Here is a 19,891-nt window from a genome sequence, read left to right on the forward strand (position 1 = left end):
TGCCGATGCTGGCTTGTGGGATGGTCTGCTTAGGGCCTTCCCATCAAGGACAGGATTGCCCCATGACAGCAGGATTGTTTCGCCAGGATTGCGTTGATGCACTGATTGCCAGCCAGTTACCCGCTTGGCTGACCGGCTCATCGGCAGAACACATTGGCCGGCTGCGCAGCAGCCTGAACCAGCAACAGCGCAGTCAGCACCAGCTGGCGGCGCTGTTTGCCAAGATTACGCCGCTCGATACATTCGCTGAACGCGTGCTCGCCAATGGTATGCAAGCGGAATTTAAGCTCACCATCGATGTGCGTCAGGCCAAGCTGCGTCGCACCAGCAGCGTCATCATTGCCCCAGTTGCCCCCGGCGCGCTGGGCAGGACCGTGAAGGAAACCCGCGAAATCAGCCTGCTGGCAGCTGCGCTGCATAACTTCGCTGCGGCCGAGAGGGCGCCATCGGGTGGGCTTGAAACTGCCGTACTGGTCGACGCTCAAGGCGCCCTGGCGCCGTCGGTGCAGTCGTTCATGACGTTGTGCCGGAGCCTGGACATTGGTGCGCAGTACCAGCAGCACTTGCGCTCAGTCCTACCGGCGACCGGCGCTGCCGGAAAGAAAATCGAAGCGTTGCTGGAAGAGGGCGCTCGGACAAACCTTGACGCGGCTGTACGCCTTGCGGCGCTGCGCGGCGATATTGATCAGCGCACTTATTTCCAATTCCTTCCGGTCGTGGCCAAGGCGTCGGTGGTGGCCTCCGATGCTTCGCGGCTGCTGCCTTTTGATCTGCGGGTGCTGGGTATGCAAGTACGCGGGGCGGTGGCGTTCGAAGTGCGTCGCGGTGGTTTGGCCTCTGCGCCGTTGGAGGGAGTAGTGGTGTGGATTCCAGATGATCCGCAGGGCGCGCTGAGCCGCTACGAAACCTGGGATGAGTTGTTTTCAGGTCTGGGCCGGCGGTTACAAAGCCCAGGCTACCGGGCGTTTTTCCAGCGCTTTATCAGTGAACGTGATCGTGTCGCGTTCAGCAGTGCCCTGGCGCGTCTGTTGAGCGCTGGCACAGCGGCTGCGATCGAACTTGACGGGCGCTACTTCAGCATCGGCACGCCACTGTTCGCCCATCTACGTAAAGTGCGCATCGACACCTTGCTCGACGACGCGCGGGTGTTAGCCACGCCCAGTGCCGAGGTAGTCAGCGCAGAGCGCGACAGGCGCTCGGACGCCTATGCCGGCGCCGGCTTGAGTGTGCTTGGCTTGGCCAGTTTTTTCCTACCTTCACTTGGCTTGCCATTGTTGGGCATTGCTGCTTGGCAAATTGCCAAGGAAGTCTATGAGGGGTATACCGATTGGCGCTTGGGCGATCGTCAGGGCGCGCTCAATCACCTGCTGGGGGTCGCTGAGAATCTGGCCATTGGCACTGCGGTTGCGGCAGTGGGCGTAGCCGCTGGCAGGCTGATCGAGCGATCAGCGTACGTTGATGCGCTGATCCCGATCCAGACCGCAACAGGTGCGCTCAAGTTGATCGACGCCGAGCTGCCTGGCTATGCCCTGGGCGATCTCGGCTTGAAGGTGGGAGAGCGCAGCGACATGGCCGGTCAGTTGCGGTTGCGCACGCCCTCGGCAACCTATCAAGTGCTCGAGTCTGCTGCTGGCGAGGGCCTGCGCATCCAGCATCCGAGCAATCCTGATGCCTATATGCCGCTGCTGGAGGACAATGGCGAAGGTGGTTGGCGCCATGAGCTGGAAACCCCCCAGCAGTGGCAGGGTGCCGCGCTGCTGCTGCGTCGCTTAGGCAGCGACTGGGCCGAGCTGGATGAGCACACAGCAGAGCGGATCATGCACATCACCGGCTTCGATGAAGATCGCCTGCGCCGCTTGCATCTGGATCATGCACCAGCCCCGGCGCGCTTGCACGACGCATTGCGCGTGTATCAACTGCGTGAACAGCAGCCCGGCCTGATCGGCGCTGCATTCGACCAGCAGTTCGCCGCCCTGCAAGAGGCATTGACGCCTGCCCAGCAATTGTTGCGCCGCGACTTCCCCAGCCTGAGCGCACGTGCAGCGCAGCAGATCGTCAGCCAGGCAAGTGCCGAGATGGTCGAGCAGATGCTTACCTCCCAGCGCGTGCCGCTGGCCCTGGCGAGCGAAGCGCGTTGGTTGATCCGCGATTATCGACTGGACCGCGCCTGTGCCGGTTTCTATCAGGCCTCGGCGATCAACGCTGATGGACAACGTCTGGCACTGGGCCTGATCGCCGACTGGGCGCCATGGCCGTCGGCAGTACGTATCGAGTTGCGCGATCTGACTTCGACCGGCGCCCTGCTGGCCGAAGCGGGCCCGGCCATGGCCGCGCAAGTGCGGCTAATCGTCAAGACTGCGGAGGGTTATAAAGCCCTGGCAGCCACTGGCGCCTTGCCGACGACTGCTGCACCGAGCGACAGCCTGTTCACCGCGCTGTGGCTACATCTGGATGAGGCGCAGAAGCAGCTCATGGGGGGCGCCGGGCGCTCAGCACAACAGTTGGCTGAGGCCCTGGCAGTTCGTGCGTCGACTCGACGCGAGCGCGTCGCTCAGTTGCTGGGTATGGCGCCGATCAAAGACAGTGTGCGCGCGCCGGTGCGCTTGGGTGATGGTCGTCTGGGCTACCCGTTGAGCGGTGGGCAGCCCGACAGGATACTGACCGGATCGGTACTCACTACCGAAGATCAAGCCGCTCGACGCTCGATCCATGCCGGCTTGCGTCAGCTCTTCCCGCATTGGCACGCGGCGGATGTAACCTGGATGGCCCATCAGCTTGGCCAGCGCCCGGCAAGGACGATGTGGACCGCCTTTAGCGAACTGAGCAGCCAGGTGCGTGGTTTGCGATCGAGTCTATGGAGCTGGTACGTCCAGGCGACAGGTGCAACCTACACCAGTCGCCAGCGCGTTGGGCGGTTGCTTGCTCAGGCCTGGGAACCTCACGATTTCGGCCCCGGTGGCACGAGTACCTTGAGAGTCGAGGGCGAGCGTGTCGGCACGCTGCCCACGTTACCGGCCAACGTGCACTTCGCTCATATCCGCAACCTCAGCTTGAGCAACATCGGTTTGGCGACACTCGATCAGTCATTTTTGGCTCATTTTACCAATCTGACCAGCTTGATCCTGAGCGGTAATCAATTGACCACGATTGCGGATTTGGCGTCGTTCACGCGTTTGACGCGATTGGACCTGCAGCGCAATCAGCTGAGCCAGGTTCGCGGACTTGGCCAGCTTACGCAGTTGACTCTCTTGAGCCTCAATGACAATCAGCTGAGCGAGCTACCAGGGTTGGAAAACCTTACGCGGTTGCTGCGTCTGGACTTGCAGGACAATCAACTGACCGGCGTACCTGGCCTTGAAAACCTCGTTTCACTGACTCAACTGGACCTCAGCGGTAATCACCTGACGGCACTCACTGGGCAGCTTGAACGCTTGACTGGGCTGCAGTACCTGAACTTGAGCAGGAATCAGCTTACGGTTGTACCGCAGGGTATCGAGCGCATGGCCGGGTTGAATCAGTTGAACCTGGCCAACAACCAGCTGACGGAACTGCCTGACTCGCTTGGCCAGTTAGTCGGGTTGCTGCATCTGCATCTGGGCGCGAACAACTTGTCTGCGGTGCCAACTGCGCTTGGCAATCTGACGCGATTGAGGATTCTCAACATGGCCTCCAACCAGCTCACTGAAGTTCCGCTTGGTCTGGAACGGTTACGGCAAATGACCGAGTTTTATCTGGGCAATAACCAGATCGTCATCGATCTCGCAGGCGGGCAGCGGCTTGAGGCATTTAGCCGCTTGCAGACCTTGAGCCTGAACCGTAACCCGATAGGCATGATCCCGCCGCTGCGCAATTTGGACCACCTGCGTCACTTGGCGCTACGCGAGACCCGCTTGACTGAGTTTCCGCTAGCGTTCCTGCAGGCCCATCCGCAGCTGCATGTAGATATGGCCGGCAACTTGATCGTGGAGTTGAGTGAGCAGGCGCTGCAATGGGTCCACCAGCATCCGCATCGGGTCAATCTGGCCAATAATCCGTTGGACGAGCAGGCTTTGGCGCGCTGGCGGGCTGCACAGATGCGTATCGATACCTTGAGCCGCCAGGGACGTAGTGTTTAGTGGGAACAAGCGAGGCTTTGACAGGCCTGGGAAACCGCGCTCATTGAGGCAAAAGACCTGAATGAGCGCGACTCGCAGCAGGCTTAGCCGGCAATCGCCGACGGCGCCGACTGCAGCTGCCAGCGGCTGCGCAAGCTTTGCAAGGCGTCATCGAGGATCGAGGCACCGGTCTGCTCGCGAGCGTTGCGCTCACGGCGCATCACATCATCGAGCACGCCCAGCAGATTGCGCGACTGGCGTGCCGAGGCCGGTGTGGTCACATCTTCGGTGAGTTCACCTTTGACGTAGGTGCGCACTCGCTCGCTTTGGCTGGCTTGCTGAGTAGCACTGGCCTCTACCAGCCGGCCTTTGTCATAGGCCAGGCGGGTGGAGCTGCTCGATTGGTCGTTGATCTCGTGGTAGCTGTAGTTCTGGGATTCGCGGTCCATCCCAAGCTGCATGTCCACCAGGGGGTTCAGGCCTTTGTGATAGGCAGCCTTGAGTTCAGCTTGCTGGTCTTGTTGCACTGAGCGGTTCAAGCCACTGCCCTTGAGGCTGGTCGACTGCGAAGCGCGATAGCTGAAGCGGTCTGATTCCTCAGGGTGCAGGGGGTTGCTTTGCCCAGGTGTCTGGCTGATCGAGGCGGAAAAGTCCGCCAGGCCACTGAGCAAGGCGCGCGAGCCGGTATCGATCAGCGAGATACGGTCGCTGACTGCCTTCTTGCCATTGTCCGCGGCATTGAGCTGGGTGAAAGCGTCCTTGAACTGGCGCATCAGGTTCTCGTCGCCCTTGCCACGTTTTTGCGCCGCGTCGAACTGGCTCAGGTAGTTGTCGATCGCCGCCTGACGCTGCGCTGAGCTGCCAAGCCGGGTGCTGGAGGCGTCGAGGTCAAGCTGCACGCGCCCTGACGGACCTTGCAAGGCCAGGCTGCGCGACTGCTCGTCCAGGCGCAGGTCGAAGGTCTGTTTTTCTCCGTCTACATCAAGGCTGGCGTTGAGCTGTAGTGAGGTGAACAGCGCAGGATCGACCTTTACCAAGTCGCCAATCTGTACCCGCGGTGGTACTTGGGTCAGGCCGGTGAGGGCGGACTGGAAACCATCCGCCAGCCCGGCCAGGCCCTTGAGTTCGTCTGCGTTCAACTGGCCGCCTTGCACTTCTGCGCTCACCGCCAGCCCTTGTTCGCCGCTGGCCAACGACAGCGTCACCGTAGCGCCTGAAGCCGTAGTGAGATTGAACGTCACCTTGTTGGCGGCGTTTTCGCGCAGGCTGTCCTGTTGCAGGCGCAGTCCTGTGGCATCAGGTTGTTCAGTGCCTGAGAAGGTGAGCACAGATTGCGAGATGTTGTGCCCACCATTGGCCGCTAACTGGTCGAGCAGTGCTGCGCCAATGCCGGCGAAGCGGCCGCCATTGGACGAGGCTTGCACCGCGATGGTCATGGCCGTGCCGAGCTTGTTGCCGCTGTCTTTTTCCCAGATGTAGCGCACCTGGCCAGTGCTGGCCAAGCCGTTGGGGCTGTAGGTTTGCACCGGCGTGGTTTGACTCTGGCCGAGGCTCACGCTAGTGCTGGGTGTGGCTGCGGCGGTGTTGCTCTGGCTGTTGGTGCTAATGGGCGCCAGCGTACGCACCGGTGGCGTGTAGACAGGTGTGAAGCGCTGTGCGGCAGTGATCGCATTCATGGTCGGCTTCCGTGCAGATCTTAGGCTGTAGCCCTTGATATCGGCATGCCACTAGAAAACCTGAGGACTTAATGCGCTCTGCGTGTTCAGCCAGGAGATTACGGCAGCGCAAAAACCAACCAGCCCGCTCAAGGGCGGGCTGGAGGGTGAAGCGATAACGATCAGCGTCGACGGAACAGCGGCAGCGGTTCGTCAGTGGCGGCCTGGTAGGTCACCGAGAAGTCCTTCAGGCCTTCAAGGGCATCCACTGGATCCTTGTCGGGGCGAATGGCGAATGCATCGAAACCGCAGCGAGCCAGGAAGAACAGCTGGTCGCGCAGGACGTCACCGATGGCACGCAGCTCACCTTTGAACTTGTAGCGGTCACGCAGCAGGCGCGCATTGGAGTAGTTGCGCCCGTCGGTAAACGCCGGGAAGTTCAGGGCGATGACCTGGAAGTGCTCGACGTCGTCACCGATCTCTTCGGCTTCTTCGTCGCTATCCAGCCAGATGCCCAGGCCACCATCGCGCGCCTTGAGGGCATGCGCGTGGTCGCGCCACAACTGCAGCGGCACGATGTAGTCGTCGCAGTTGGTCAGCTCGTCGAACGAGGTTTCCTTGGGCAGCAGGTGCCAGGTTTCGTCGACCAGCTGATTGTTCTTAATGATTCGCTGCATAGACGCGCTCCTTGAAGGGGTCGATGCCAATACGTTGGTAGGTGTCGATGAAGCGCTCTTCTTCGGTACGTTGTTCAACGTAGACGTCGATCAGCTTCTCGATCACATCAGCCATTTGGTCTTGAGCGAAAGACGGGCCGAGGATCTTGCCCAGGCTCGCGCCACGCGCAGCGTTACCGCCCAGCGAGACTTGGTAGAACTCTTCACCTTTCTTGTCCACGCCGAGAATACCGATGTGGCCAACGTGGTGGTGGCCGCAGGCGTTCATGCAGCCGGAGATGTTCAGGTCGATCTCGCCGATGTCGAACAGGTAGTCCAGGTCATCGAAACGGCGCTGGATCGATTCGGCGATCGGGATCGACTTGGCGTTGGCCAGCGAGCAGTAATCGCCGCCTGGGCAGCAGATGATGTCGGTCAGCAGGCCAATGTTCGGCGTGGCGAAGCCGCTTTCACGCAGTTCCTGCCAAAGCGCATGCAGCTGGCGCTGCTCGACGTCGGCCAGGATGATGTTCTGCTCGTGCGAGGTGCGCAGGAAACCGAAGCTGTAGCGCTCGGCCAAGTCGGCAACGGCGTCGAGTTGCTTGTCGGTCAAGTCGCCTGGGGCAACGCCGGTCGGCTTGAGCGACAGGGTCACGGCAACATAGCCCGGACGTTTGTGCGCGCGAGTGTTGCGCGAACGCCAGCGGGCAAAGCCTGGGAATTGTTGATCGAGCTCGGCGTAGTCGACGTTGTCCAGGGCCTGGTAGGCCGGATCGACGAAGTGACGCGAAACGCGCTCGACTTCGGCCTCGGTCAGGGTGGTGTTGCCGCCACGCAGGTGGACCATTTCGGCCTCGACCTTCTCGGCGAACACTTCTGGGGTCAGTGCCTTGACCAGGATCTTGATCCGCGCCTTGTACTTGTTGTCACGGCGACCGTAACGGTTGTAAACGCGCAGGATCGCGTCGAGGTAGCTGATCAGGTCCTGCCACGGCAGGAACTCATTGATGAACGAACCGACTACCGGGGTACGCCCCAGGCCGCCACCCACCAGGACCCGGAAGCCCAGCTCGCCGGCCTCGTTGCGCACCGGCTCCAGGCCAATGTCGTGCACTTCGATGGCGGCGCGGTCTTCCTTCGAGCCGTTGACGGCAATCTTGAACTTGCGCGGCAGGTAGGCGAACTCGGGGTGGAAGGTGGTCCACTGGCGGACGATCTCGCACCATGGGCGCGGGTCGACAATTTCGTCGGCGGCGACGCCTGCGAACTGGTCAGTGGTGGTGTTGCGCAGGCAGTTGCCGCTGGTCTGGATCGCGTGCATCTGCACGGTGGCCAGCTCTGCCAGAATCTCGGGGATGTCTTCCAGCGCCGGCCAGTTGTACTGCACGTTCTGGCGGGTGCTGATGTGCGCGTAACCCTTGTCGTAGTCGCGAGCGATCTTCGCCAGCATGCGCACCTGAGTCGAGTTCAGCTGGCCGTAAGGCACCGCGACACGCAGCATGGGCGCGAAACGTTGGATATAGAGGCCGTTCTGCAGGCGCAGAGGGCGGAATTCTTCTTCGCTCAGCTCACCGGCCAGGTAGCGGCGGGTCTGATCACGGAACTGCTTGACGCGGTCCTCGATGATCCGCTGATCGTACTCGTCGTATACGTACATAAAAGTCCTGTCTCAGGCTGCATGCAGCTAATCGCGCGCACGGCCGCGCACTCCGGTTCGGAGCCGGGGAACGATATCAGGTTGTATTTATGCGCTAAAGTGATGTTTTTGCATATGAAAAGAACTAAACGGACTAAGTGAGACTGACTGGCATTTGTCCGCGCTGCCGGGGCGAATAGGTATAATCCGCGGTTTGCTCCGCAAGGATATACCTCATGCTCAAGGCGCTGCTGCGCACCGTCGGTCAGGGCCTGTGCTTGAGCCTGCCCCTGGCAGCGGGCGCGCAGGCCGCTTCGGTGGTGTTTCTCAATCCGGGTCACTCCAATGAAAACTTCTGGGTCAGCTACTCGCGCTTCATGCAGGCGGCAGCACAGGACCTGGGGATGGAGTTGCGCGTGCAATACAGCGAGCGGCGTGCGGACCTTGCCTTGAGCCAGGCGCGGGCGATTCTCAAGGGGCCGCAGCGGCCCGATTACCTGGTGCTGGTCAACGAGCAATACGTGGCGCCGGAGATCATCCGCTTGTCACGTGGCAGCGGGGTCAAGCTGTTTCTGGTCAACAACGGCCTGACCGCGACCCAGGCCAGCAGTATCCAGGCCCAGCCCGAGCGCTATGCCCCGGTTTTGGGGACTCTCACCGGTAACGACGAGCAGGCTGGCTACCAGATGTTGCGCGAGATGGTCGCGTTGCTGCCGCGCTCCAACGGGCCGGTGGATCTGCTGGCGTTCGCCGGGATCAAGACCACTCCCGCCTCGCAGCTGCGTGAGCAGGGTATGCGCCGCGCTTTGGCTGATTTCCCTCAGGTACGCTTGCGTCAGGTGGTGTATGGCGGCTGGAGCCGGCAGCGCGCGTACGAACAGGCTCAGTTGCTTCTCGAGCGCTATCCGCAGACCCAATTGGTCTGGTCGGCCAATGACGAAATGGCATTCGGCGTCATGCAGGCGTTCGAGGCGGCTGGGCGCAAGCCGGGCGTCGATACCGTATTCAGCGCCGTCAACAGCTCGCCTGAAGCCCTGCGTGCGCGCATCGATGGGCGCCTGGGGGTGTTGATGGGTGGGCACTTCAGTGTGGGTGGTTGGGCCATGGTGATGCTGCATGATGATGCCCGGGGCGTGGCGATCAACCGTGATGGCCTGCGCGAGCACAGCCTGCCCGTGCTGCAATCGATCGATCAGGCCAAGGCCCGGCGTTGGCTCAAGCTGCTGGAGGAGGACGATCATGGCGTTGATTTCCAGCGCTACAGCGCTGAAGGGCGGCCGGCCGATTATCAGTATCCTTTTCTTACGTCACCCGTCGACTATTGAAAGACCCTGCTTGAGGGAAGGGCATTGCTCGTCTTAACTGCTGGTGGTGAAGTGCATTCCCATAACCACTACAAGAGGCAATGCAATGGGAAACTCAACCAAGGTCCGCAAGCCTGACAGCAGTGTCGATGCCTGGGCGATCCTGTGCCTGATCGTTCTGGTGGTCGTCACCGCTGTGTATTGGGTCAGCCATCAGTAGCGCAAAAACTTCAGACCGTGGATTCAACCTGAACCGCCCGTGGAAGGGATTTCCACGGGCGGAGTGCGTTTTAGCGGGCAGTCAGGTGCAGGGCCAGTTGCACCAGGCCGATCAGCACCAGGATGAAGACCAGGGTGAACAGCGTGCCGAGGGCGATGAAGTGGCTGGCCTTGCCGTGGGTGAAGTCACGTGCGCGGTTCTTGCCGCTTTGCACGCCAAAGGCGGCGGCGAGAATGCTGTGCAGCATTTGCCAGAAGGTGGGCGGTTTGCCCTGGCTTGAGTCATCCATGAGGGGCTCCTGAAGGCTTTCAGAAACGATCAGGGACAAGTGTAGACCTTTCGATTTTTGGGGCCGCTTTGCGGCTCTTCGCGGGACAAGCCCGCTCCCACAGGTACCGCGTCGTTCGGATAGTCAGCGCTATCTTTGTGGGAGCGGGCTTGTCGGGGCGCCGAACCGCCGTGAAGGGCCGCAAAGCGGCCCCAATCAATCTCAGCTGTCGTACCCGAGGTTCGGCGCCAGCCAGCGCTCGGTCACGCTCACCTCCTGGCCCTTACGCGCGCTATAGCGCTCGACCTGGTCCTTATCCACCTTGCCCACGGCAAAATACTGCGCCTGCGGATGGGCAAAGTACCAGCCACTGACCGCCGCCGCCGGGAACATGGCGAAGTGCTCGGTGAGAAACACACCGCTAGGTCCCGTTTCGCCAATCGCCGTGCCGTCGAGCAGGCGGAACAGGGTTTCCTTCTCGGTATGATCCGGGCAGGCCGGGTACCCCGGGGCAGGGCGGATGCCGCTGTACTGCTCCTTGATCAGCGCCTCGTTATCCAGGTGCTCGTCGCGGGCATAGCCCCAGTGCTCTTTACGCACCTGCTCATGCAGCCATTCGGCGCACGCCTCGGCCAAGCGGTCGGCCAGGGCCTTGACCATGATCGAGCTGTAGTCGTCGCCTTTGTCCTGATAGGCCTTGGCCACCTCCTCAGCGCCAATGCCCGCGGTGGTGATGAAGCCGCCGACATAGTCGGTGACGCCACTGTCCTTGGGCGCGACGAAGTCGGCCAGCGACAGGTTCGGCTTGCCATCGGGCTTGATGGTCTGCTGGCGCAAGTGGTGCAGGGTGGCCAGCGTCTGGCCGTCGTCGCCATACACTTCGATGTCGTCATCGGCGACCTGGTTGGCCGGCCAGAAGCCGAACACGGCGCGGGCGCTGATCAGCTTTTCGTTGATCAGCTTGTCGAGCATTTCCCGGGCATCTTTATACAGCGCCGAGGCCGCTTCGCCGACTACCTCGTCGGTGAGAATGCGCGGGAACTTGCCGGCCAGGTCCCAGGAGATGAAGAACGGCGTCCAGTCGATGTATTCGGCCAGCACCCGTAGGTCGATGTTCTCCAGCACCTTGACGCCGGTGAAGGAAGGCACCGCCGGCGAATAAGTGGCCCAGTCGTACTTGGGCTTGGCGGCGATCGACTGGGCGTAGCTCAGGCGCTCGGTGCGGGCACTGCGGTTGGCGGTGCGTTCGCGTACCTCGACATACTCCTGGCGAGTCTTCTCGACGAAGCCGGCCTTGAGTTCCTTGGACAGCAACTGGGTGGCCACGCCGACCGCGCGCGAGGCGTCGGTCACGTAGATCACCGCATCGTTGGAGTACTTGGGCTCGATCTTGACCGCAGTGTGCGCCTTGGAGGTGGTAGCGCCGCCGATCATCAGTGGCAGATGGAAGTCCTGGCGCTGCATTTCGCGGGCAACATGCACCATTTCGTCCAGCGAGGGGGTGATCAGCCCGGACAGGCCAATGATGTCGCACTTCTGCTCGCGGGCGGTCTGCAGGATCTTCTCGGCCGGGACCATTACGCCCATATCGACGATGTCATAACCGTTGCAACCGAGGACCACGCCGACGATGTTCTTGCCGATGTCGTGCACATCGCCTTTGACCGTGGCCATGAGGATCTTGCCCTTGGCTTCAGGTTTGTCGCCTTTCTCGGCTTCGATGAACGGGATCAGGTGGGCCACGGCCTGCTTCATCACCCGCGCCGACTTGACCACCTGCGGCAGGAACATCTTGCCCGCGCCAAACAGGTCGCCAACCACGTTCATGCCGCTCATCAGCGGGCCTTCGATGACTTCAATCGGCCGCGCCGCTTGCTGGCGGCACTCTTCGGTGTCTTCGACGATGTAGGCGGTAATGCCTTTGACCAGCGCATGTTCGAGGCGCTTGTCGACAGGCATCGAGCGCCATTCTTCGTTTTCCACTTCCTTGGCCGCGCCGCCGCCTTTGTAGTCGTCGGCAATGGCCAGCAGGGCGTCGGTGCCTTCCGGGGTGCGGTTGAGTACCACGTCCTCGACCTTGTCACGCAGTGCGGTCGGGATCTCGTCGTAGATCTCCAGCTGGCCGGCGTTGACGATACCCATGGTCAGGCCATTCTGGATCGCGTGGTAGAGGAACACCGAGTGGATCGCCTCACGCACCGGGTTGTTGCCACGGAACGAGAACGAGACGTTGGATACCCCGCCACTGGTCAGGGCGTGGGGCAGGTGGTCGCGGATGTAGGCGCAGGCTTCGATGAAGTCCACGGCATAGTTGTTGTGCTCTTCGATGCCGGTGGCGACGGCGAAGATGTTCGGGTCGAAGATGATGTCTTCGGCGGGGAAGCCGACTTCATTGACCAGGATGTCGTAGCTGCGTTTGCAGATCTCACGCTTGCGCGCCGCGGTGTCGGCCTGGCCGACCTCGTCGAAGGCCATCACTACTACCGCAGCGCCATAGCGCTTGCACAGGCGGGCGTGATGCTTGAAGGCTTCGACGCCTTCCTTCATCGAGATCGAGTTGACGATGCCCTTGCCCTGGATGCACTTGAGGCCCGCTTCGATCACTTCCCATTTGGAGGAGTCGATCATGATCGGTACGCGGGAGATGTCTGGCTCACCGGCGATCAGGTTGAGGAAGCGAACCATGGCTGCCTGGGAGTCGAGCATCCCTTCGTCCATGTTGATGTCGATCACCTGGGCGCCGGCCTCGACCTGCTGCAGGGCGACTTCCAGGGCCTCGGTGTAGTTCTCTTCGCGAATCAGGCGGGCGAACTTGGCTGAACCGGTGATGTTGGTCCGCTCGCCGACGTTGACGAACAGCGACTGGCGATCGATGGTGAACGGCTCCAGGCCCGATAGGCGGCAGGCCTTGGCGATCTCGGGGATTGCACGCGGCTTGTACTTGGCCACCGCTTCGGCGATAGCCTGGATATGTGGCGGTGTGGTACCGCAGCAACCCCCGATGATGTTGAGAAAACCACTGGCGGCGAACTCTTCGACCACGGCGGCCATCTCGGCCGGCGTTTCGTCGTACTCGCCGAAGGCGTTCGGCAGGCCGGCGTTGGGGTGCGCCGATACATGGGTGTCGGCCTTGGTCGACAGCTCTTCCAGGTACGGGCGCAGGTCCTTGGCGCCGAGGGCGCAGTTCAGGCCCACGGAAATTGGCTTGGCGTGACGCACCGAGTTCCAGAACGCTTCGGTGGTCTGCCCGGACAGGGTCCGGCCGGAGGCGTCGGTGATGGTGCCGGAGATCATGATCGGCAACTCGATGCCGTCATCTTCGAACACTTGCTGCACGGCGAAGATCGCCGCCTTGGCATTGAGGGTGTCGAAGATGGTTTCGATCAGGATCAGGTCGGCACCGCCGGCGATCAGGCCGCGGGTCGCCTCGATGTAGTTGGCGACCAACTCATCGAAGGTGACGTTGCGATAGCCCGGGTCGTTGACGTCCGGGGAGATCGAGCAGGTGCGGCTGGTTGGGCCGAGCACGCCGGCGACGAAGCGTGGCTTGTCTGGCGTCTCCAAGGTCTTGGCATCGGCCACGCGGCGGGCAACCCGCGCGCCTTCGACGTTCATCTCGTAGGCCAGCGATTCCATGCCGTAGTCGGCCTGGGAAATCTGCGTGGCGTTGAAGGTGTTGGTTTCGAGGATATCGGCCCCGGCGTCGAGGTAGGCCTTCTCGATCGCAGCGATGATATCGGGCTGGGTCAGCAGCAACAGATCGTTGTTGCCCTTGATGTCGCTTGGCCAATCGGCAAAGCGCGTGCCACGATAGTCGTGTTCCTCCAGACGGTAGCTTTGGATCATAGTACCCATGCCTCCGTCGAGGATCAGTATGCGCTCCTTGAGGGCTTGCTGAAGTGCTTGGAGACGAGCGCTACGGTCGGACATAGGACTACCTGGTCGGGCGAATAACAGAAGGTGCGCAATGATAGCAAAGCTGTGCGGTTTTTAGGCACGCTGGGCTTTTGCATGAATTTCCCTCATGTTGACGCACCCCGCGACCGGTAGGCAATCGTGATGGCTTTACTAGAAACCAGGACAATCTGCACATGGTGCATCGCTGTTTACTTGCCATGACTACCGCCTTGACCCTGATGATCAGCGGTCTGGCGGTGGGGCAAGCCCCGCAATCGAGCCCGGCGATCTCCTACACCCGGGATATCCAGCCGATCTTCACCGAGAAATGCGTCGCCTGCCACGCCTGCAACGACGCCGCCTGCCAGCTCAATCTGGGGAGTGCCGAAGGCGCCGAGCGCGGAGCCTCCAAGGTGCCGGTGTATCAAGGCGAGCGCAGCCAGGCGGTGCCTACCACGCGGCTGTTCTACGACGAGCAGAATGAACAGGGCTGGCGCCAGCAGGGCTTCTATTCGGTGCTCGATCGCCAGGGCAGCCAGGCCGCGCTGATGGCGCGTATGCTCGAGCTGGGGCACAAGACCCCACTGACGCCCAACGCCAAGCTCCCTGAAGAGATCGTGTTGGGGCTCAACCGCAACAACATGTGCCCCTTGCCCCATGAGTTCGACGCCTATGCCGGCGCCCACCCCAAGGAGGGCATGCCGCTGGCGGTCACCGGCCTGACCGATCAGGAGTACCAGACCCTGCAGCGTTGGCTGGCGGCCGGTGCGCCGGTCGAGTCGCAGCCGATCCAGCCCAGTGCGGTCGAGGCCAAGCAGATCGCCGATTGGGAAGAGCTGCTAAACCGCCCAGGTTCCACCGAAGCGCTGGTAGGCCGTTGGCTGTATGAGCACCTGTTCCTGGCGCACATTCATTTTGTCGGCGGCGAGCAGGGGCATTTCTTCCAGTGGGTGCGCTCACGCACGCCAAGCGGCCAGGCAGTAGACTTGATCGCCACTCGCCGACCCAACGATCCACCGGGCACCGACTTCTATTACCGCTTGATGCCGGTGCAGGGCGTGATCGTCCATAAAACCCACATCACCTACCCAATGGGGCCGCAGAAGCTCAAGCGGGTCAAACAGCTGTTCTACAGCGGCGACTGGCATGCCGCCGCGCTGCCGGGTTACGGCCCGCGTCACCGGGCCAACCCGTTCGAAACCTTCGAGGCGATTCCGGCCGTGGCGCGTTACCAGTTCATGCTGGATAACGCCGAGTATTTCGTACGCACCTTCATTCGCGGCCCGGTGTGCCGCGGGCAGATCGCCACCGACGTGATTCGCGACAACTTCTGGGCGCTGTTCCAGGAGCCTGCGCATGACCGTTATGTCACCGATGCCCAGTACCGTGGCGAGGCCACGCCGCTGTTGGCCATGCCTGGCCAGATCGATGATGTTGGTAGCGTGCTGAGCCTCTGGCACGCCTACCGCGACAAGCGCAACGAATACGAGAAACTGCGCCGCCAAGCTTATGCCGAACTGCCGGCGCCGGGCTGGTCGACCTTGTGGGCGGGCAACGACAACGCGTTGCTGAGCATCTTCCGCCACTTCGACAGCGCCTCGGTGACCAAAGGCTTGATCGGTGACGTGCCCAAGACCACCTGGCTGTTCGACTATCCGTTGTTCGAGCGCACCTACTATCAATTGGCAGTCAACTTCGATGTGTTCGGCAACGTCTCGCACCAGTTGCAGACGCGTCTGTACTTCGACTTGATCCGCAATGGCGCCGAGGTCAACTTCCTGCGCCTGATGCCGGCTGACAAGCGTGGGGCAATCCTCAGCGACTGGTACCAGAACAGCGGCAAGGTGAAGATGTGGCTCGATTACGAGGACATCGACACCGATACCCCGAGTGGGCTCAAGCTCGATGAGCGCGACCCCAAGCGCGACTTTGGCCTGAAACTGCTACAGCGCACCGGCAGCCTCAACGCGGCGCCCGATCCGATCAACCGCTGCACCGGCGCATACTGCTCGCGGCCAGAGATGACGGCTGAGTTCCGTGATGTCGAGCAGAGCCTCAGTCGCCTGGTCTCGCGCCCAGCTGCGGGCTTGAAGGTGATCAATCAATTGCCTGAGGCGACCATGCTGCGCATCGAAGGGCAGGGTGGCCAGCGCCAGGTCTACAGCCTGCTGCGCAACCGCGCGCACAGCAACGTGGCATTCCTGCTCGGTGAGGCTTATCGCTATCAGCCGGGGCTGGATACCTTGACCTTGTATCCGGGGGTGCTGAGCAGCTATCCCAACTTCATCTTCAACATTCCGGCGAGCGATGTGCCGGAGTGGGTCGAGGACATGGAAGCGGCTCGCGATGACCCTGCCAAGTTCGAACGGATCGTCATGCGCTGGGGCGTGCGGCGCAGCCACCCTGAGTTCTGGCGCTACTTCCATGACCTGAACAGCTTCATCAAGCAAACCCAACCGCTTGAGGCGGGGGTGCTGGACATGAACCGCTACGAGAATCTCTGAGGTGACCGCCGGGAAGATCGGCTGATCTTTCCCGGCATCCTGCGGTCCGACTCTGGGAGTGGTCCCGGATTGTGCTATCGCGGGGCAAGCCCGCTCCCACGCCATCGCTCGAATGCCAAGGGGCCTGGGAGCGGGCTTGCCCCGCGATAACCATTGACGCCGATACGGGACCTGAATGCACCCGGACACGCAGGGCTTTTCATGCTGTATTCGCTTCAGGCACTTCGGGCGTTCGCCGCCTGGGTGGTGGTCTGCCACCACTTCATGCAGATCTTCTTCGACTTCCACGCAACCGGCCCGGTCGGTCAATTGCTCAGCGATCGCGGGGCGGTGGGCGTGGACATCTTCTTCGTCATCAGCGGGTTGGTGATCTACCTGTCGACCCGCGACAAAGACATTGTGCCCAGCCAGTTCCTGCTCAATCGAGCGCTGCGGATCATTCCGGCCTACTGGTTCTATACGGTATTGATGGCGGTCCTGCTGCTGGCGGCCAGCCGCTGGATGCCGCACCAGGTGTTCGACTGGCAGCACCTGCTGTTGTCTTTGCTGTTCATTCCGGCGGAAAACCCCGGCGGATATGGGCTGTATCCGACGCTTAACGTAGGTTGGACGCTGAACTTCGAGATGTTCTTCTATCTGTTGTTCGGCTTGGCATTTCTGGTGCGTCAACGCCATCACCTGCTGCTGGTGACTGCCGCATTGCTGCTGGTGAGCGAGGTGCTGGGCCGGCTTGGCGTGCTCAGCCGGTTCTACAACAACGACATCATCTATGAGTTCGTGCTGGGCATCGGCCTGGGGGTGCTGTACCGCCGCGGCCTGATCCGTGAAGGGCTGTGGCTACCGCTGGCGATGCTGATGACCGCCGGTTACGCCCTTTATCACCTGGATGCCTCGCTGCGCCTGCTGCACTGGGGCCTGCCCAGCGCACTGGTGGTGTTGGCGTTCATCTCCCTGGAGCCGTACTTTCGCGGCAACCAGCTGCTCAAGGCGCTGGGTGATTGCTCCTATTCGGTGTACCTGATTCACGTGCTGGTACTGTATGCCGGCTGGTTCGTCAGTGAGCGATTCGCGCTTAACCCGTACCTGGTATTCGCCTTCTGCGTGCCGTCCATTGGACTAATGTCGTGGCTCAGTTATCAGTGGCTCGAACGTGGCGTGTATCAGCGGATGAAGGCCTGGTTCGCCACACGTTCGACGCAGGAGCCGGCATTGGCGCTTTCCCGAGTCAAATGCTAGGACTTTGTTCAAGGCCTGGGTTGGCGTACACTTGCCAGCAAGTCTGTGAGGAACTTCCATGAGCGCTATAACCATTACCGACGCCGCCCATGATTACCTGGCCGATCTGCTCTCCAAGCAGAACACCCCGGGTATCGGCATTCGTGTTTTCATCACTCAGCCGGGCACCCAGTACGCAGAGACGTGCATTGCCTACTGCAAGCCAGGCGAGGAAAAGCCCGAGGACACCGCCTTGGGTCTGAAGAGCTTCACCGCATACATCGACGCGGTCAGCGAGCCGTTCCTCGAGGACGCGCTGGTCGACTACGCCACCGACCGCATGGGTGGCCAGCTGACCATCAAGGCGCCGAACGCCAAGGTGCCGATGGTCAACGAAGACAGCCCGATCAACGAGCGGATCAACTACTACCTGCAGACCGAGATCAACCCAGGTCTGGCCAGCCATGGTGGCGCGGTGAGCCTGGTCGACGTGGTCGACGATGGTATCGCGGTGCTGCAGTTTGGCGGTGGTTGCCAGGGCTGTGGCCAGGCCGACGTGACCCTCAAGGATGGCATCGAGCGGACCTTGCTCGAACGTATTCCTGAGCTCAAGGGTGTTCGCGATGTGACTGACCACACGCAGAAAGAGAACGCCTACTACTGATAGTCGGTGGTTGTCTTGCCGGCCTCATCGCGGGCAAGCCCGCTCCTACACGAATCGTGTCGAGCACAGGTTTCGCGTAGGCGCGGGCTTGGCCCGCGATGAGGGCTGAATAAGCGCCCCAAGAATCAGCTCTCTAGCAACAATCTGTTACCGATTCAACCCCTGCGACAACAGGCCGCAGCCGCGAAATTCGTGGCTTGCAGCCCTATCGACCCCATCGTCGGGTAGAACACCCCAAGGTGTCATGCCAGAATGCCGCGGTTTTCGACCGGCCCTGCCCAAGGGCTGGCACCTTCCCTGTAAAGGATGGTTCCATGAATGATCTGTTGACCCGGCGCGCGGTTGTCGCCGGGATGGGCGTACTCGGGCTTGGCCTGCTGGCGGGTTGCAACCCGGCGCGGAGCTTGGACTTCAAGTACGGCAAGAACATGAGCAACGAGATCCTCGGGCGTTCTTTCCGCCTCAAGGACACTCAAGGCAATGTGCGCACCCTGTCGAGCTTCTATGGCTCGATGCCGATGATCTTCTTTGGTTTCACCCAGTGCCCGGCGGTCTGTCCGACCACCCTGGCGCGTGCGGCGCAGATCAAGAAGCTGATGGGCCGCGATGCCGGCTTCCTGCAAGTGGTGTTCATCACCCTCGACCCTGAGCGCGATACGCCAGAAGTGCTCGACGCCTACGTCAAGGCCTTCGACCCGTCGTTCACCGCGCTGACCGGCACCCCTGAGGAAATCGCCGAGGTGGCCCGGGAGTTCAAGGTGTTCTACGAGAAGGTGCCAGCGGGCGATACCTACACCATCTCCCACTCGTCCACCAGCTACGTCTATGATTCGCGCAGTACCCTGCGCTTGAGCCTGGGGCACTCCTTGAACGCCAAGGAATGCACAGAGGACCTGCTCACTTTGATGGAGATTTGCTAATGGCTGTTTTGCTGCAACCGATCAAGCGCGGCCTGGCCGCCCTGGCCCTGTTGGGCATGACTTTACCGGCCCTGGCTGAAACCAGCGTAAGTGATGCATGGGTACGCGCCACTGTGCCGCACCAGCAGTCCACTGGAGCCTTCATGGTGTTGACCGCGACCAGCGACAGCAAGCTGGTCGGCGTTGCCTCGCCAGTGGCCAAGACCGTTCAGGTGCATGAAATGACCATGAATGGCGACGTGATGGGCATGCGTGAAGTCAAGGCGGTCGAGCTGCCGGCAGGCCAGAAAGTGAGCCTCGATCCCAACGGCTTGCACGTGATGCTGATGGGTTTGCATGAGCAGGTCAAAGAAGGCCAGCAAGTGCCGCTGACCCTGACTATCGAAGATGCCAAGGGGGCCAAGCAGACCCTGCAAGTACAGGCGCCAGTACGCGCGCTGACCGCTGAAGCGGGAGCAGGCCACGGGCACGCCCACCAGCACTAAACGCTTGGGCTGCTGTGTAGCTCATTAGCGGCTCAAGGCCGCTCTGGCAGGGGCCGCGTTGCCCTCTGCGGGAGCGGCCTTTTTGCTCGACGGTGGGCTCAACCGCGAAAACGTGGCAGTGGCCGGTCGATCGTCAGCGAGGTCAAGGTTTTACGTACTTGTGCCTCTTCTGCCTCCAGCGCTTTGAGGCTATCGCGAATCTTGCCAGCTGCGGGCACATCGCCCTGCCGGTCGATCCATTCGGCGATTTCCTTGCACGCACTGGTCAAGCGGGTTTGGCGCTGGTTCATCAGCGTCAGGAGGGTGTTGAGCTCTTTTGCGGACATGACAGGATCCTCCGTTCAACCCTGTCAGTGTAGCAGTGGCTGGCATT

The 19,891-nt window shown here is 61.5% G+C and carries 13 protein-coding genes; 7 read left to right on the top strand and 6 right to left on the bottom strand.

Annotated features, from left to right (window positions below; translation table 11 throughout):
* Positions 1-62 precede the first annotated feature (62 nt).
* Entirely contained in the window at positions 63-4,115 is a 4,053-nt protein-coding gene (locus OIU19_RS16480) for a leucine-rich repeat domain-containing protein (protein WP_264235903.1), read from the top strand.
* 83 nt (positions 4,116-4,198) lie between these two features.
* On the opposite strand, the gene OIU19_RS16485 is transcribed toward OIU19_RS16480, so the two are convergent.
* From OIU19_RS16485 to OIU19_RS16495, 3 genes are all read right to left on the bottom strand, one after another.
* Positions 4,199-5,770 carry a hypothetical protein gene (locus OIU19_RS16485; RefSeq protein ID WP_264235905.1) on the bottom strand — a complete coding sequence of 524 codons (1,572 nt, stop codon included), beginning with the start codon at positions 5,768-5,770 and terminating at the stop codon, positions 4,199-4,201.
* Between the two features lie 161 nt (positions 5,771-5,931).
* Positions 5,932-6,426, bottom strand: coding sequence for a DUF934 domain-containing protein (locus OIU19_RS16490; protein ID WP_264235906.1), 495 nt, complete (start codon positions 6,424-6,426; stop codon positions 5,932-5,934).
* Positions 6,410-8,062, bottom strand: coding sequence for a nitrite/sulfite reductase (locus OIU19_RS16495; RefSeq protein ID WP_264235908.1), 1,653 nt, complete (start codon positions 8,060-8,062; stop codon positions 6,410-6,412). Before OIU19_RS16495 ends, OIU19_RS16490 begins: the two co-directional genes overlap by 17 nt.
* A 215-nt stretch (positions 8,063-8,277) precedes the next feature.
* Between OIU19_RS16495 and OIU19_RS16500 the strand changes: the two genes are divergently transcribed.
* Positions 8,278-9,366 (top strand): ABC transporter substrate-binding protein, encoded by a 1,089-nt coding sequence (locus OIU19_RS16500; RefSeq protein WP_264235909.1) that lies wholly within the window; start codon positions 8,278-8,280, stop codon positions 9,364-9,366.
* A 269-nt stretch (positions 9,367-9,635) separates the two neighbouring features.
* On the opposite strand, the gene OIU19_RS16505 is transcribed toward OIU19_RS16500, so the two are convergent.
* On the bottom strand, positions 9,636-9,854 hold the full coding sequence (locus OIU19_RS16505; protein ID WP_008098865.1) for a DUF2970 domain-containing protein: 219 nt from the start codon (positions 9,852-9,854) through the stop codon (positions 9,636-9,638).
* Between the two features lie 201 nt (positions 9,855-10,055).
* Positions 10,056-13,763, bottom strand: a complete 3,708-nt coding sequence (gene metH / locus OIU19_RS16510) for a methionine synthase (RefSeq protein WP_264235910.1) — start codon at positions 13,761-13,763, stop codon at positions 10,056-10,058.
* Between the two features lie 185 nt (positions 13,764-13,948).
* Here metH and OIU19_RS16515 point away from each other — a divergent pair, with 185 nt between their 5' ends.
* The 5 genes from OIU19_RS16515 to OIU19_RS16535 all read left to right on the top strand — a co-directional run bounded on the left by OIU19_RS16515 (position 13,949) and on the right by OIU19_RS16535 (position 19,518).
* Complete coding sequence (locus OIU19_RS16515) at positions 13,949-16,234, top strand: fatty acid cis/trans isomerase (protein WP_372353325.1); 2,286 nt, start codon at positions 13,949-13,951, stop codon at positions 16,232-16,234.
* Between the two features lie 201 nt (positions 16,235-16,435).
* Positions 16,436-17,470, top strand: a complete 1,035-nt coding sequence (locus tag OIU19_RS16520) for an acyltransferase (protein ID WP_264235912.1) — start codon at positions 16,436-16,438, stop codon at positions 17,468-17,470.
* A 58-nt stretch (positions 17,471-17,528) separates the two neighbouring features.
* Positions 17,529-18,113, top strand: a complete 585-nt coding sequence (gene nfuA / locus OIU19_RS16525; RefSeq protein WP_186556756.1) for a Fe-S biogenesis protein NfuA — start codon at positions 17,529-17,531, stop codon at positions 18,111-18,113.
* Positions 18,114-18,427: 314 nt separating this feature from the next.
* Entirely contained in the window at positions 18,428-19,033 is a 606-nt protein-coding gene (locus tag OIU19_RS16530) for an SCO family protein (protein WP_186556755.1), read from the top strand.
* Complete coding sequence (locus OIU19_RS16535; protein ID WP_264235913.1) at positions 19,033-19,518, top strand: copper chaperone PCu(A)C; 486 nt, start codon at positions 19,033-19,035, stop codon at positions 19,516-19,518. The genes OIU19_RS16530 and OIU19_RS16535 overlap by 1 nt, the downstream gene beginning before the upstream one ends.
* Before the next feature lie 98 nt (positions 19,519-19,616).
* Here the strand turns inward: OIU19_RS16535 and OIU19_RS16540 are convergent, their stop codons facing one another.
* Entirely contained in the window at positions 19,617-19,844 is a 228-nt protein-coding gene (locus tag OIU19_RS16540; protein ID WP_186556753.1) for a hypothetical protein, read from the bottom strand.
* Positions 19,845-19,891: the final 47 nt, after the last annotated feature.

The organism is Pseudomonas sp. BT-42-2 (genome assembly GCF_025847435.2).
GTDB lineage: Bacteria > Pseudomonadota > Gammaproteobacteria > Pseudomonadales > Pseudomonadaceae > Aquipseudomonas > Aquipseudomonas urmiensis.

Coding starts and splice junctions, on each gene's coding strand:
- OIU19_RS16480 (WP_264235903.1), top strand. CDS start 63: ATGACAGCAGGATTGTTTCGCCAGGATTGCGTTGATGCACTGATTGCC.
- OIU19_RS16485 (WP_264235905.1), bottom strand. CDS start 5,770: ATGAATGCGATCACTGCCGCACAGCGCTTCACACCTGTCTACACGCCA.
- OIU19_RS16490 (WP_264235906.1), bottom strand. CDS start 6,426: ATGCAGCGAATCATTAAGAACAATCAGCTGGTCGACGAAACCTGGCAC.
- OIU19_RS16495 (WP_264235908.1), bottom strand. CDS start 8,062: ATGTACGTATACGACGAGTACGATCAGCGGATCATCGAGGACCGCGTC.
- OIU19_RS16500 (WP_264235909.1), top strand. CDS start 8,278: ATGCTCAAGGCGCTGCTGCGCACCGTCGGTCAGGGCCTGTGCTTGAGC.
- OIU19_RS16505 (WP_008098865.1), bottom strand. CDS start 9,854: ATGGATGACTCAAGCCAGGGCAAACCGCCCACCTTCTGGCAAATGCTG.
- metH (WP_264235910.1), bottom strand. CDS start 13,763: ATGTCCGACCGTAGCGCTCGTCTCCAAGCACTTCAGCAAGCCCTCAAG.
- OIU19_RS16515 (WP_372353325.1), top strand. CDS start 13,949: ATGACTACCGCCTTGACCCTGATGATCAGCGGTCTGGCGGTGGGGCAA.
- OIU19_RS16520 (WP_264235912.1), top strand. CDS start 16,436: ATGCTGTATTCGCTTCAGGCACTTCGGGCGTTCGCCGCCTGGGTGGTG.
- nfuA (WP_186556756.1), top strand. CDS start 17,529: ATGAGCGCTATAACCATTACCGACGCCGCCCATGATTACCTGGCCGAT.
- OIU19_RS16530 (WP_186556755.1), top strand. CDS start 18,428: ATGAATGATCTGTTGACCCGGCGCGCGGTTGTCGCCGGGATGGGCGTA.
- OIU19_RS16535 (WP_264235913.1), top strand. CDS start 19,033: ATGGCTGTTTTGCTGCAACCGATCAAGCGCGGCCTGGCCGCCCTGGCC.
- OIU19_RS16540 (WP_186556753.1), bottom strand. CDS start 19,844: ATGTCCGCAAAAGAGCTCAACACCCTCCTGACGCTGATGAACCAGCGC.